The following is a 14,222-nucleotide window of genomic DNA, read 5'->3' on the forward strand; positions in this document are numbered from 1 at the left end:
CGCACCACCGCCCGCGCGCCGTAGGGTGGGGGACCATGACCGCCGAGCAGACGACGAGCCCTGCGCCCGCGCCACAGAACCCCGCCGAGACCGCGCTCCCCGACGACGGCGCGCCCCACGACCCGTACCTCTGGCTCGAGGCCGTCGAGGGCGACGAGGCCCTCGCCTGGGTCCGCGCGCGCAACGCCGAGGTCGCCGACACGCTCGAGGCCGCCGACGAGTTCGCCACGACCGAGCGCGCGATCCGTGAGGTGCTCGACTCCGACGCCAAGATCCCCGAGGTCTCCAAGATCGGGGACCGGTACTACAACTTCTGGCGCGACGCGCACCACGAGCGCGGCGTGTGGCGCCGCACGACCCTCGAGTCCTACCGCACGGACGACCCCGAGTGGGAGACCGTGCTCGACCTCGACGCGCTCGCCGCGGCCGAGGGCGAGTCGTGGGTCTGGCACGGCGCGAGCGTCCTGCGCCCGACGCCCGAGCAGCTCGACGCGGGCGCGCCGTGGCGCCACGCGCTCGTCGAGCTCTCCCCCGGCGGCTCCGACGCCGACGTCACGCGCGAGTTCGACCTCGTCGAGAAGCGGTTCGTCGCGCCGGAGGACGGCGGCTTCCACCGCGCCGAGGCCAAGGGCTCGCTCGGCTGGGTCGACGCCGACACCGTCTACGTCTTCACCGACTTCGGCGAGGGCACGCTCACGCCGTCCGGGTACCCGCGCGTGGTCAAGCGCTGGACGCGCGGCACCCCGCTCGACGCCGCGGTGCCCGTCTACGAGGGCACCGACGAGGACATGTACATCTCCGCCTGGCGCTCCCACACGCCCGGGTTCGAGCGCGACTTCGTCCACCGCTCCAAGGCGTTCTACTCCGACGAGCTCTACCTCGCCGAGCGCACCGGCACGCCCGAGCAGCGCCTCACGAAGATCGACGTGCCCGACTCCGCCGAGGTCGGCGTGCGGCGCGAGTGGCTGCTCGTCGAGCTGCGCGACGACTGGACGGTCGGCGGCACCACGTACCGCGCCGGGTCGCTCCTCGCGGCCCGGTTCGACGACTTCCTCGCGGGCGACCGCGGCTTCACCGTGCTCTTCGAGCCCACAGCGACGACGTCTCTCGCCGGCGCCACGTGGACGCGTCACCACCTCGTGGTCAACGTGCTCGACGACGTGAAGAACCGCCTGCACGTGCTGACGCCTCCGGACGCCTCTGCCCCCGGGGGCGCGGGGACCGCCGTCGGGCAGGAGACCGCCGACGCGCCATGGGTGCGCTCCGAGATCCCGGGCCTGCCGGAGCTCGGCACGGTCGCCGTCGGGGCGGTCGACCCCGTCGACACCGACGACCTGTGGCTCGTCACGACCGACTACCTCACGCCGACGACGCTCTCGCTCCTGTCGCTCGGCGAGCACCCGGGCGACGCGGGCGCGCCCGAGGTCGTCAAGTCCAACCCCGCGTTCTTCGACGCCGACGGCATGACCGTCGCCCAGCACTTCGCCACGTCCGACGACGGCACGCGCGTGCCGTACTTCGTCGTGGGTCGCGCGGACCTCGTCGAGGGCGCGGGCGACGGCGTCACCGGGACCGCACCGACCCTGCTGTACGGGTACGGCGGCTTCGAGATCTCGTTGACCCCCGCATACTCCGGCGCGCTCGGCCGCGCGTGGCTGTCGCAGGGCGGCGTCTACGTCGTCGCGAACATCCGCGGCGGCGGCGAGTACGGTCCGGCCTGGCACCAGGCCGCGCTCAAGGCGAACCGGCACCGGGCGTACGAGGACTTCGCCGCCGTCGCGCGCGACCTCGTGGCCCGCGGGATCACGACCCACGAGCACCTCGGCATGGAGGGTCGCTCCAACGGCGGCCTCCTCGCGGGCAACATGCTCACGCAGTACCCCGAGCTCTTCGGCGCCGTGATCGTCGGCGTCCCCCTGCTCGACATGCGCCGGTACACGAAGCTCCTCGCCGGGGCGTCGTGGGCCGCGGAGTACGGCGACCCGGACGACCCGGAGCAGTGGGAGTTCCTCCGCACGTTCTCGCCGTACCACCTGTTCGACGCCGAGCGCGAGTACCCGCCCGTGCTCTTCACGACGTCGACCAAGGACGACCGCGTCCACCCCGGCCACGCGCGCAAGCTCGCCGCGAAGATGCTGGGCGAGGGCAAGGACGTCACCTACTACGAGAACATCGAGGGCGGTCACGGCGGCGCGGCGAACAACGCCCAGGCCGCGCACATGGCCGCGGTGCACTACCGCTTCCTCGCCGAGCGCCTCGGCTGACGTCTGCTCAGGAGTCGTCGTCCACGTCGACGGGGACCAGCACCACCTCGTCGGCGTGGATCACGATCTTCTCGTCCGGGCACACCGGCCCGTCCACGACCTCCTCGTCCCCGGACACCCGCACGACGCCGACAGCAGCGCCCCGACGCAGACGGCGGCGACCACGACGGCCCCCACACGCGCGTACCTCGTCCGACCACCCATCTCGTCCCCCCGAATCGTCCGACTGCCCGCTCCGTCGGCAACCTACCGCCGTAGGCCCGCTACGCCCCCGGGCGACGGAGGTTCCGCGACATTCCCGCGCCTGCCCCGTCCTGCCGAGGTAGAGCCGTGGTCTGCCGAGGTAAGCCATGGTTCGCCGAGGTCGGACTCTGGTCGGCCGAGACAGAACCGTGGCCACCGTGCCTGACGGCGATCCGTCGCTTGTCCGCCGTCCCCGCCCAGCGTGCTCGTGCCCGACGACGGTCGGACACCCGCCGTCGTCGGCGTCGCCACCCGGAGGTGACGGAGTCGCGGATGGCGACCTGGTCCCTCGGCGAGGCCCGGAGCGGCGAGGCTCCCGAAGCTGACCGACACTGCGGGCAGTCGCCCCGGGGTGAGCGACGACGAGGGCGAGACGCCGTAGGGCGGGGTGGGTGGTGGTGCCGCGTCGTGGCGGGCCTGGCGGGAGCCGCGAGGAACGAGCGGCGGATGGTAGACGCGGCACCACCACCCACCCCGACCACCCAAGGTGACCACGCGCCGTCGGGCACAAGAACCACGGCTCTACCTCGGCGGACCACGGCTCTACCTCGGCGGACCACGGCTCTACCTCGGCGGACCACGGCTCTACCTCGGCGGACCACGGCTCTAATTCGGCAGGCCCGGGTCTCACCTCGGCAGGCGTGCGGTCAGGAGTGCGGGACCGTCGCGGTGATGAGGGTGCCGTCGTCGCGGCGGTTGCCGGAGAGCGCGCGCAGGCTCGGGCGGCCGGGCCTCACCGGGCCCTGGCCGTCGAGCGCGACGCGCGCGACCTCGCCCGGGACGACCTTGACACGCTCGCCGCGCACGGTGACCTGCGCGCCGTCGCCGGTCTCGGCGTCCAGCTCGATCGCGTCGGGGAGCACGGTGACGCGCAGGCGCGAGCCGTTCCACTGGACCCGGAACGTCAGCGACTCCCAGTCCTGGGGAAGGCGCGGGTCGAAGCTCAGCTCGCCGTCGGAGTCGCGCATGCCGCCGAACCCGCACACGAGCGCGGACCACGTGCCGCCCGCGGAGGCGACGTGCACGCCGTCGGCCGCGTTCGCGTGGAGGTTCGCGAGGTCGACGAACAGCGACGACACGAAGTACTCGAGCGCGAGCTCGTGGTACCCGACCTCCGCCGCGACGATCGACTGGACGACGCCGGACAGCGTCGAGTCGCCCGTGGTCAACGGGTCGTAGTACTCGAAGTCGGCGAGCTTCTCCTCTGCGGTGAAGTGCTGGCCCTGGAGGAACAGCGCGAGCACCACGTCGGCCTGCTTGAGCACCTGGTAGCGGTAGATGACGAGCGGGTGGTAGTGCAGCAGGAGGGGGCGCTTGTTCGCGGGGGTGTGCGCGAGGTCCCAGATCTCGCGCTCGAGGAAGTGCGAGTCCTGCGGGTGGATGCCGATGCTCTCGGCGTACGGGATCGACATGTGGTCGGCCGCACGGACCCACTCCGCCGCCTCGTACGCGCCGAGCCCGAGCCGGTCCACGAGCAGCGCGTAGTCCTCGGGGTGCTCGGCCTTCATGCGCTCGACGACGATCGCCGCCGCGCGAAGGTTGAACCGCGCCATGACGTTGGTGAAGAGGTTGTCGTTGACGACGGTCGTGTACTCGTCGGGGCCGGTCACGCCGTGGATGTGGAAGTTGTCGTCGCCGTTCGCGCGCCAGAACCCCAGGTCCTCCCACATGCGCGCGGTCTCGACCAGGATGTCCACGCCCTCGCGGCGCAGGAAGTCCACGTCGCCCGTCGCGCGCACGTACTGCACGAGCGCGTAGCTGACGTCGGCGTCGATGTGGTACTGCGCGGTGCCCGCCGCGTAGTAGGCGGACGCCTCCTCGCCGTTGATCGTGCGCCAGGGGAAGAGCGCGCCCTTCTGCGAGAGCTCGGCCGCGCGCCGTCGGGCGGCGTCGAGCATCTGGTAGCGGAAGCGCAGCGCGTTGCGCGCGTACCGGGGGCTCGTGTACGTGAGGAACGGCAGGACGTAGATCTCGGTGTCCCAGAAGTAGTGCCCGCTGTACCCGGAACCGGTGAGCCCCTTGGCGGGGACCCCGTTGCCCTCGGCGCGCGCGGTCGCCTGGGCGAGCTGGAACAGGTTCCAGCGCACGGCCTGCTGGATGCCGGGCTGGCCGGGGACCTCGACGTCGGAGCGCGCCCAGAAGTCGTCGAGCCACTCGCGCTGGAGGGCGACCTGGCCCTCGACGCCGGTCTCGCGCGCGCGGTCGAGCGTGCGGCGGCAGCGGTCGACGAGCTCGCGCGACGGCACGCCGCGCGAGGTGTGGTACGCGACGAGCTTGGTGAGCCGGATGGGCCGGCCGGGCTCCGCGTGGACGCGGAACACGTGCTTGGCGAGGTCCTCGTCCACCTGCGTCCGGACGTCCCACTCGTTCTCGGTCTCGAGCAGGTCGTCCGCCGCGACGGCGAGCGTCATGCCCGAGTTCGTGGCGCGGTAGGAGAGCACGAGCCGCTCGTCGTCGCCCCACTGGGACTGCGGCTGGAGCACCCGACCGGAGAACTGGTCGGTCTTGCGCGGGTCGAACCCTTCCCCGAGCGACGCGGAGCGCACGTGGTACTCGTCCTGGCCGTCCTGCCGGTTGAGGATCTGCGACGAGATCGCGACGGGTGCCGCGGCGTCGAGCAGCGTGACCTCGAACGTCATGATCGCCAGGTGGCGCTCGACGAACGACACCATGCGCTCGGAGCGGATCTGCACGCGCTTGCCCGACGGCGTGCGCCACAGCAGCTCGCGGCGCAGGACGCCGTCGCGCAGGTCGAGCGACCGCTCGTAGTCGACGAGGTCTGCGACGGGCAGCAGGAGCGGCTCGTCGTCGACGTACAGCCGGATGACCTTCGCGTCGGGGACGTTGACGATGGTCTGCCCGACGCGCGCGAACCCGTACGCCTCCTCGGCGTGCCGGATCGACCACGTCTCGTGGAACCCGTTGACGAACGTGCCGTGCGAGTGGGACTCCCGACCCTCCTCGACGTTGCCGCGCATGCCGAGGTAGCCGTTCGCGACGGCGAAGAGCGTCTCGGTCACGCCGAGGTCCTCGGCGGAGAACTGCGACTCGACGAGCCGCCACGGCTCGGCCGGGAAGCGCAGGCGGTCCACGGTGCTCTGCTCGTCGGCGGTCTTGCGGATCACGCGCTCTCCTCGTCGGGTCGTGCGGTCGTGGTCGACGCCGCAGCGGTGCGCGGGCGGTCGAGGACCGTCGCGTCCAGGTCGCCCAGGTCGGTGACGACGACGTCGGCCCCGTGGGCTCGCAGCGCGTCCGCGCCCACGCCGCGGTCGACGCCGAGCACGAGCCCGAAGTCCCCGGCGGCGCCCGCCTGGACCCCCGAGAGCGCGTCCTCCACGACGATCGCCTCCGCGGCGGGGACGCCGAGGAGCTGCGCCGCATAGAGGTACGTGTCGGGGGCCGGCTTGCCGGCGATGTGCTCGCGGGCCGCGACGTTCCCGTCGACGACGACCGCGAACCGGTCGGCCAGGCCCGCCGCCGCGAGGACCGCGGGCGTGTTGCGCGACGACGACACGACAGCGACGGCGGCGCCCGCCCCGGTCACGGCGTCGAGGAAGCGGACCGAACCCGGGTAGGGCGTGATGCCCTCGTCGGCGAACATGCGGTTGACGATCTCGTCCTTGCGGTTGCCGAGCGCGCACACCGTCCCCTCGCCGGGCGCGTCCGTGACCTCGCCGCGCGGCAGCTCGACGCCGCGCGACGCGAGGAACGTCGCGACGCCGTCGTACCGGGGCTTGCCGTCGATCGACGCGAAGTAGTCCGCGGCGGTGTACGGGGCGAGGCCGTGCGCGGCGCTGTAGGGCGCGAACAGCCGTTCCCAGGCGCGCATGTGGAGCTCGGCGGTGGGCGTGAGGACGCCGTCGAGGTCGAACAGCACGGCTCGCAGCAAGGGCATGGGGGTCCTTCGCGGTGAGGGGACGGGGTCGGCGCCGGGCCACGTCCGCGCCGTCCGGAGAGCCGGGGCGCGGCCGTCCGCACGTCGCCGTCGTGACCGCCGCGCGAGGTCAAGCGTACGCACGACGAGCGGTGTGCGGGAAGCCGCCGAGCCGACGCCCAGGCAGCGCTCAGGCGTGGGCCCGCTCGGCCAGGACGTCGGCGACGCGGCCGAGGTTCGCGAGCAGCGCGCGGTGCTCGTCGGGGGTGCCCGCGACGCCGCGGCCCGGCCCTCCCCCGGCGGCGCGCGAGGCGCCCAGGAGCGTCACGTCGTCGAGCGCGGCGAGCGGGAGCCCGATGCGGCGCCACGGCACGCTCACCGCGTCGGCGAGCTCGCCCAGCGCGGGGCCGGCGCACTGCGACACCGTCGCGGGCGGGAGGGCGGCCCAGAGGCCGACGCCCCGCTCGACGGCACGCGCGACGGTCTCCCACAGCCGCTCGTCCCACGCGCCGAGAGCGAGGCCGACGGCGTCCGCGCCGGCGAGCACGACGGGCGCCACGCCCACCCACGCCGGGCCCACGTGGACGACCGTCGACGCCGACGCGGCGCGCGCGGCGTCGAGCACGGGCCGCAGCCCGTCCACGAGGTCCGGGCCGGGGACCGCGCGCAGGCGCGAGTAGCCCGAGAACGACGGGAGCACGCCCGCCCCGACCTGGGCGAGCAGCGGCTCGTCGACCTGCACGACGACGTCCGCCCCGGGGACCTGCCGGCGCACTTGCGCGACGTGGTCACCGACGGCCACGGCGAGCGCCTGCACGACCTCGCGCACCGCGCCCGCGTCAGACAGCACGCGGTCGCCGCGCGCGAGGTACACGTCCGCGGCGAGCGTCCAGGGACCGGTGACGGTCACGGCGAGCGGCCCCGAGTACGCCGTGCCCGCGATGGCGAGCGCTTCGAGGTCCTCGCGCAGGTAGGCCTCGGCGCGGCGCAGGTCCGCACCCCCGTGGTCGGCGAGCTTCCACCCGTGGGGACCCAGCTCGACGGGGAGACCGGGCAGCAGCGCGGCCGTCCGCCCGGTCGCGTCCGCGCCGGGACCGCGCCCCGGGAGCTGGACGAGGAACGGCACGCCGCGCACGCCCGTCGGGACCTCGGCGAGATCACCGAGCACCGTGAGCTGCGCCTCCAGGACGTCCGCGCCCTCGCCGCCGGGCCACGGGCCGAGCCCGCTCACCGCGGTCATGCCGCACCCCCGCGCGAGTCCTCGTCCCGGGCGCCGAGCGCCCTCTCGTCACGAACCACGTGCCGACCACCTCTCTCCAGGAGCACACTGGGAAACCGAGCCGTGCCGCGACCCCGCCGGGGTCCGGGGGCCGCGCGGCCGCCGAGCACGAGGGTGTGCGGAAGGGCTCCGACATGGGTACGCACGAGAACAAGGCCACGGCGGTCGCCGTGCACACGCGGGCGATACCCGGCAACCACGGCGACGCGCTCGCGACGCTGCTGGCGCCCGGGTTCCGCAACCACGACACGTCGCCCGGCTGCGACGGCGGCGCGGACGCCCTCCTCGCGACGATGCACTGGTACGACGAGGCGTTCGAGGACCAGCGCGTGGAGGTCCTGCACGCGGTCGCCGAGGGCGACCTCGTCGCGCTGCACGTCGAGCTCAGCGCGCGGCACACCGGGTTCTTCCGCGGTGTCGCCCCGACGGGACGTCGGTTCCGGGTGCGCGAGATGCACATGCTCCGGTTCGCGGAGGGCCAGGAGGCCGAGCACTGGTGCGTGCGCGACGAGTCCGCGCTCGTGCGGGCGCTGGCTCACCCCGCGCCCGTCGGCGTCGGCTGAGCGGTCGGTCGCGCGGTCGCCTCGGCGGCCGGTCGCGCCGCGGCGCGGGAGGCCCGGTCCACCGTGGCCTGGCCGAGCACGCGCGGGCCGGCGTAGACCACGAGCGACTGCCCGGCGGCGACGCCCCGCAGCGGCGTCCCCGTGAGCTCGACCTCCATCGCGTCGCCGACCGCCCGGACCCGGGCCGCGACCGGGGCACCGTGCGCACGGACCTGCACCTCGACGTCGGCCTGCTCCCCCGCCGCCGGGCGCGCGTCGTCGAACCAGACCGCCGCACCGGCCTCGATGCGGTCGACGCTCAGCAGCTCGGCCGGGCCGACGACCACGCGGTTGCTCGCGGGCTGCACGTCGAGCACGTACCGCGGGCGGCCGTCCGGTGCGGGGCGGTCGATGCCCAGGCCCTTGCGCTGGCCGACCGTGTACGCGTAGGCGCCGTCGTGCTCGCCGAGCACCGCGCCCTCGGCGTCGACGATCTCGCCCGGCCGCGCGCCCAGCCGGTCGCGCAGGAAGCCCTGGGTGTCGCCGTCGGCGACGAAGCAGATGTCGTACGAGTCGGGCTTCGCGGACACCGACAGCCCGCGCCGCGCGGCCTCGGCGCGCACCTCGTCCTTCGACGCGAAGTCCCCGAGCGGGAACATCGCGCGCGCGAGGCGCTCGGGCCCCATGACCGCGAGCACGTAGGACTGGTCCTTCGCCGTGTTCGGGGAGCGGTGGAGCTCGCGCACCGTGCGCGCCCCGCCCGGGACGGACGCGTCGGCCTCCTCGCGCGTCACCACGCGCGCGTAGTGGCCCGTCGCGACGGCGTCGAAGCCGAGCGCGGTCGCCTTGTCGAGCAGCGCCTCGAACTTGATGTGCTCGTTGCAGCGCACGCACGGGTTGGGCGTGCGCCCCGCCTCGTACTCCGCGAGGAAGTCGGCGACGACCGTGTCCTCGAACCGCTCCGAGAGGTCCCACACGTAGTACGGGATGCCGAGCACGTCGGCCGCGCGCCGCGCGTCCCCGGCGTCCTCGATCGAGCAGCACCCGCGCGAGCCGGTGCGGAACTGGTCCCGGTTGCGCGACAGCGCCATGTGGACGCCCACGACCTCGTGCCCCGCCTCGACCGCGAGCGCAGCGGCGACGGCGGAGTCCACGCCGCCCGACATGGCGGCGAGCACCCTCACGCGGCATCTCCCGCGCGGCTGGGGACCGCGGTACGGGTCGGGCCGGACGCGAGGCCCGCGGCCCGCGCGCGCTCGACGGCGGGCGGCAGGGCGTCGAGGAGGCGCGCCACGTCGTCGGGCGTGGACGTGACGCCGAGCGTGAACCGCAGGGCGCCGCGCGCGTCGTGCTCGGGCACGCCCATCGCGAGCAGCACGTGCGACGGCTGCGGCACGCCGGCCTGGCACGCCGAGCCGGTCGAGGCCTGCACGCCCGCGGAGTCGAGCAGGTAGAGGAGCGAGTCGCCCTCGGCCCCCGGGAACGTGAAGTGCGCGTTGCCGGGCAGGCGGGCGGCGTCGCGGTGGCCGGACGCCGGCTCGGGCCCGCTGAGCACCGCGTCCGGGACGCGCTCGCGGACGCCCACGACGAGCTCGTCGCGCAGGGCCGCGAGGTGGGTGGCGCGCTGCTCACGGCGCGCGACGGCCTCGGCGACCGCGACGCCGAACGCGCGGATCGCGGGCGCGTCGAGCGTGCCGGAGCGCACGCCGCGCTCCTGTCCCCCGCCGTGCAGGACCGGGGTGAGCGGGGCGTCGCGGCGCGCGACGAGCGCGCCGACACCGACCGGGCCGCCGAGCTTGTGCCCGGACACCGTCATCGCGTCGAGGCCGCTCGCCGCGAAGTCGACGGGGACCTGGCCGACCGCCTGCACCGCGTCGGAGTGCACCGGGATGCCGTGCGGGCGCGCGAGCTGCACGACCTCCTGCACGGGCTGGAGCGTGCCCACCTCGTTGTTGGCCCACATGACCGAGATGAGCGCGATCTCGTCCGCGTGCTCGGCGATCTCCGCGCGCAGCGCCGCGAGGTCCACGCGGCCCTCGCCGTCGACGGGCAGCAGGACGATCTCCGCGCCCGCGTGCTCGGCCATCCAGAACGCGGGGTCGAGCACCGCGTGGTGCTCGACCGCGGAGACGACGATGCGGAGCCGGCGCGGGTCCGTCGTACGCCGCCCCCAGAACAGGCCCTTGATCGCGAGGTTGTCCGCCTCGGTGCCCCCCGCGGTGAACACGACCTCGCTCGGGCGCGCGCCGAGCGCCGCGGCGATCGACTCGCGCGCCTCCTCGACCGTGCGGCGGGCGGCACGCCCCGCCGCGTGCAGCGACGACGGGTTGCCGGTGCGCGACAGCTCGTCGACGAACGCCTCGCGCGCCGCCGCGGACAGCGGCGTGGTCGCGGCGTGGTCGAGGTACGCGGCCGCCGCGGGGACAGGGCCGGATGGATGGGTCACGGTCACCCAGTCTACGAACCGTCACGGCACCCGCGGTCCGAGGGGTGGGCGGCGCTGGACATCCGGGGGAGAACCGCTAGGTTGTCAGAGGTCTGCGCCCGGCCGTCGCCGGGCGCTCGTCCCGGTCGCAGGACCGCCGTCGCGCGCCACACGTCGCCGCGGGACGGAAACGCGCCGAGGACGAGACCGTCCAGCCACCGACAGGGGAAGTGGCATCTCGATGCCCGACGACGCCGCACCGCCCGCCGTCGAGGCCGCCGGAGACGTCCCGGTCGCCTCGGGCGGCGGTCGCCTGCTCTGGGGAGACCTGCCGCTCGCGCTGCGCGACGAGCTGGAGGCCGTCGCCGGCGGGCGGGTCGTGCAGGAGCGCTCGATCTCCGCCGGGTTCAGCCCCGGCCTCGCGTCCGTCCTCACGTTCGACGACGGCACCCGCCTCTTCGTCAAGGCGGCCCGGACCGCGGACGAGCCCGTGGCGGCCAACCTCCACCGCGCCGAGGCGAAGATCGCGACCCGGCTGCCCCGCGAGGTGCCGGCCCCCCGCTTCGCGTGGGGTCACGGCGACGGCGACTGGATCGCGCTCGCCTTCGAGGTGGTCGACGGGCACGTGCCCGCCACGCCCTGGGACCCGGACGAGCTCGACCGGGTCCTGACCACCCTCGTCCGCGTCGCGGCCGTCCCGGGAGCCCGCGCGATGCGCCTGCCGCCGACCGGGCCCGACTTCGCCGACATGGCGACCGGGTGGCGGGCGCTCCGTGCCGACCCCGACCCGCGCCTGCCCGCGGTCGCGCCCTGGGCGGCCGCGCACCTCGACGCGCTCGCGGAGGCCGAGCGCGGGGCGCTCGTGGCGTGCGAGGGCGAGTCGTTCGTGCACGGCGACCTGCGTGCCGACAACGTCCTCCTCACGCCGGAGAAGGTCTACCTCGTGGACTGGCCGCACGCGTCGCGCGGTGCGGCCTGGCTCGACCTCGCGATGTTCCTGCCCAGCGTCGTCATGCAGGGCGTCGTGGACGTCTGCGAGCCGGTCACGGTGAGCGCCGACGCGGCCCGCCGCGCGCGGGGCGGCGCGTGGGCGGCGTCGACCTTCGCCGCGCACCCCCTCGGGCGCGACGTTCACCCTGCCGACCTGCGCTCGGTCGTCGCCGGGATCGCGGGCTACTTCCTGCACTCCGCCCGCAAGCCCGCCGTCCCGACGATCCCGCGCCTGCGTGCGTTCCAGCGCGCGCAGGGCGTCGCGGCCGTCGCCTGGCTGGAGCACCTGGGCCTCTGAGAGTCCCTCCGCGGACGACGGAGGGGCCCGGCGCCCTCGCGGCACCGGGCCCCTCGATCACACCAGAGGCGTCAGTCGCGCCAGACCTGGACGACGGACGGGCGCGGTCCGGCGAAGGCACCCGTCGGGACCGGGGCACCCGGCGTCAGGTAGTCCGGGAAGTACGACGCCTGGGCGTCGAACGACCCGTCCTCGCCCGGGTGCTGGACGGCGACGTAGACCATGCGGTCCGTCGAGTCGACGAGAGGCCCGCACGTCTCGGCGCCCCGCGGGACGGAGAGGAACTGCTCGACACGGCCTCGCTCGCGGCCGTCGAGCGTGACCTTGAACAGCCCGTCGCACTTCTGGATCGTGCTCGGCTGGCCGTCGGTCGAGATCCAGAGGTTGCCCTCGGCGTCGAACGCGAGGTTGTCCGGGCAGGAGATCGGGGAGACCTTCTCCTTCGGGTAGCCCGAGAAGTAGGTGGACGTGTTCGTCGCGGGGTCGCCCGCGACGAGGAGCAGGTTCCACCGGAACGTCAGCGACGCGGCGTCGTCACGGTCCTCGACGATCTCCACGACGTGCCCGTCGCGGTTGGTGTTGCGCGGGTTCGGCTCGGTCGCGGCCTCGGCCGCCGCCGGACCGCGCGAGGTGTTGTTGGTGCACGCGACGTAGACGCGACCCGTGACCGGGTTGGGCTCGACGTCCTCGGGGCGGTCCATCTTGGTCGCCCCGACCTTGTCGGCCGCGACGCGCGTGTAGACGAGCACCTCCTCCAGGCTCATGCCCTCGACCTCGCTCCGCCCGTCGAGGACGAGCGGGACCCACTCCCCCCGGCCGTCGAACGCGCCGTCGGACGGCACCGCGCCCGACCCGTCGATCTCGGCCGCGGGCGAGTCGCCGCGGAACCGCGCGACGTACAGCGAGCCCTCCGTGAGCAGCGTCTTGTTGTGGCGGCGCGCCGCCTCGCTGTTCCCCGGGTGCACCGTGCGCGACGAGACGAACTTGTAGACGTAGTCGAAGCGCTCGTCGTCGCCCATGTACGCGACCGCGTTCCCGCGGCGCGAGAGGATCACGTTGGCGCCCTCGTGCTTGAAGCGGCCGAGCGCGGTGTGCTTCACCGGCGGCTCGTCGGGCGCGTACGGGTCGATCTCGACGATCCAGCCGAAGCGGTTGGGCTCGTTCTCGTAGCCGGGGTTGCGGGCGTCGAACCGCGGGTCGTCGAGCTCCCAGCCGTAGCCCGTCGCGGCGTCGCGCAGGCCGTAGCGCGCGTCGTGGCCCGTGCCCGACGTGCGGAAGTAGCCGTTGTAGTTCTCCTCGCCCGAGAGCACGGTGCCCCACGGCGTCGTGCCGCCCGCGCAGTTGTTCAGCGTGCCCAGCACGCGCGTCCCCGACGGGTCCGCGACGGTCCTGACGAGGTCCGATCCAGCCGCGGGTCCGGTGAGGCGGAACTCGGTCGTCATGTGCACCCGGCGGTTGTACCGGCTGTCGGCGACGTAGTCCCACGGCGTGCCCGTCCGACGGCGGCGCACCTCGACGACGGACATGCCGTGCGCGGCGCGCTCGATGGCGCGGCGGGTCGCGGCGTCGTACGACGCGTCGAACATGATGGCCGGGTTCGTGTACTCGTGGTTCGCGACGAGCAGGCCGCGCGTGCCGCGGCCGGTTCCCTTGCCCCGGCCCTGCGCGCCGGCGAGGGCGTGCTGACGCTCGAACGGCAGGATGTCGAGGTAGTCGTTGTTGTAGCCGAACTGCCGGGCCTGCTGCTCGGGGGTCTGACGCGCGACGTCGAACGGCCGGGCGCCGCGCAGGATCGGGTCGCCCCAGCGGATCACGGGGCGCCATCGGTACCCCTCGGGCACGACGAAGGCGTCGCGCGCCGCGGGCTGCGGCGAGATCGCGCCGAAGGCCAGGCCCTTCTGCGGGCGGCCGCCGTGGCCGCCACCGTGGGCGGGCAGCGCCTGGGCCGCGGCAGGCGGGGCGCCGACGGTCTGCGCGCCGAGCACGACGGCCGCGGCACCGACCGCGAGCCCGCCCAGCAGCGCGCGGCGCGACATCGCGCCCGCGACGACGTCACGGAATGTCTCGTTGGCGCTCTCGTTGGGGACCGGGTGCGAGCACGCGTCGGCGCACTTCAGCCGGCAGGTGACGGGGCTGCGCTTGCCGCGCGCGTGCGGCGCGACGGAGAGCAGGGGGCGATGCTCGGGGGCAGGCGTGATCGTCATCGGTCGTCTCCACAGGTCGGGGGGCCTCCCCGTCACCGGGGAGTCGGCCCGACGCTAGGAACGGTCGATGACCGGCCGGCCACCACCCGGAGGACGCCGGGTG

Annotated in this window: 9 protein-coding genes; 3 read left to right on the forward strand and 6 right to left on the reverse strand. The window is 74.5% G+C overall.

Annotated elements, in window-relative coordinates:
* Positions 1-35 precede the first annotated feature (35 nt).
* Positions 36-2,264: a prolyl oligopeptidase family serine peptidase gene (locus AC6CH9_RS08400; protein ID WP_498154470.1), complete on the forward strand. Its 2,229-nt coding sequence runs from the start codon at positions 36-38 to the stop codon at positions 2,262-2,264.
* Between the two features lie 890 nt (positions 2,265-3,154).
* Here AC6CH9_RS08400 and AC6CH9_RS08405 read toward each other — a convergent pair.
* From AC6CH9_RS08405 to AC6CH9_RS08415, 3 genes are all read right to left on the reverse strand, one after another.
* Positions 3,155-5,632, reverse strand: a complete 2,478-nt coding sequence (locus AC6CH9_RS08405; protein ID WP_498154471.1) for a glycoside hydrolase family 65 protein — start codon at positions 5,630-5,632, stop codon at positions 3,155-3,157.
* On the reverse strand, positions 5,629-6,402 hold the full coding sequence (locus AC6CH9_RS08410) for an HAD family hydrolase (RefSeq protein ID WP_498154472.1): 774 nt from the start codon (positions 6,400-6,402) through the stop codon (positions 5,629-5,631). The genes AC6CH9_RS08405 and AC6CH9_RS08410 overlap by 4 nt, the downstream gene beginning before the upstream one ends.
* Positions 6,403-6,571: 169 nt before the next feature.
* A complete protein-coding gene (locus AC6CH9_RS08415; protein WP_498154473.1) occupies positions 6,572-7,621 on the reverse strand; it encodes a uroporphyrinogen decarboxylase/cobalamine-independent methonine synthase family protein in 1,050 nt (349 codons plus the stop codon).
* 173 nt (positions 7,622-7,794) lie between these two features.
* Here AC6CH9_RS08415 and AC6CH9_RS08420 point away from each other — a divergent pair, with 173 nt between their 5' ends.
* Positions 7,795-8,223 carry an ester cyclase gene (locus tag AC6CH9_RS08420; protein WP_144425491.1) on the forward strand — a complete coding sequence of 143 codons (429 nt, stop codon included), beginning with the start codon at positions 7,795-7,797 and terminating at the stop codon, positions 8,221-8,223.
* Here the strand turns inward: AC6CH9_RS08420 and mnmA are convergent.
* Both mnmA and AC6CH9_RS08430 read right to left on the reverse strand, forming a co-directional pair.
* Positions 8,196-9,386 (reverse strand): tRNA 2-thiouridine(34) synthase MnmA, encoded by a 1,191-nt coding sequence (mnmA, locus tag AC6CH9_RS08425; protein WP_498154474.1) that lies wholly within the window; start codon positions 9,384-9,386, stop codon positions 8,196-8,198. The genes AC6CH9_RS08420 and mnmA overlap by 28 nt on opposite strands.
* Positions 9,383-10,648: a cysteine desulfurase family protein gene (locus AC6CH9_RS08430; protein WP_498154475.1), complete on the reverse strand. Its 1,266-nt coding sequence runs from the start codon at positions 10,646-10,648 to the stop codon at positions 9,383-9,385. The genes mnmA and AC6CH9_RS08430 overlap by 4 nt, the downstream gene beginning before the upstream one ends.
* Before the next feature lie 220 nt (positions 10,649-10,868).
* On the opposite strand from AC6CH9_RS08430, the gene AC6CH9_RS08435 reads away from it, so the two are divergent.
* On the forward strand, positions 10,869-11,915 hold the full coding sequence (locus AC6CH9_RS08435) for an aminoglycoside phosphotransferase family protein (RefSeq protein WP_498154476.1): 1,047 nt from the start codon (positions 10,869-10,871) through the stop codon (positions 11,913-11,915).
* Between the two features lie 71 nt (positions 11,916-11,986).
* Here AC6CH9_RS08435 and AC6CH9_RS08440 read toward each other — a convergent pair whose 3' ends face one another.
* Positions 11,987-14,119: a PhoX family protein gene (locus tag AC6CH9_RS08440; RefSeq protein WP_498154477.1), complete on the reverse strand. Its 2,133-nt coding sequence runs from the start codon at positions 14,117-14,119 to the stop codon at positions 11,987-11,989.
* Positions 14,120-14,222 lie beyond the last annotated feature (103 nt).

The sequence above is a fragment of the Cellulosimicrobium sp. GQ32 genome (assembly GCF_059758455.1).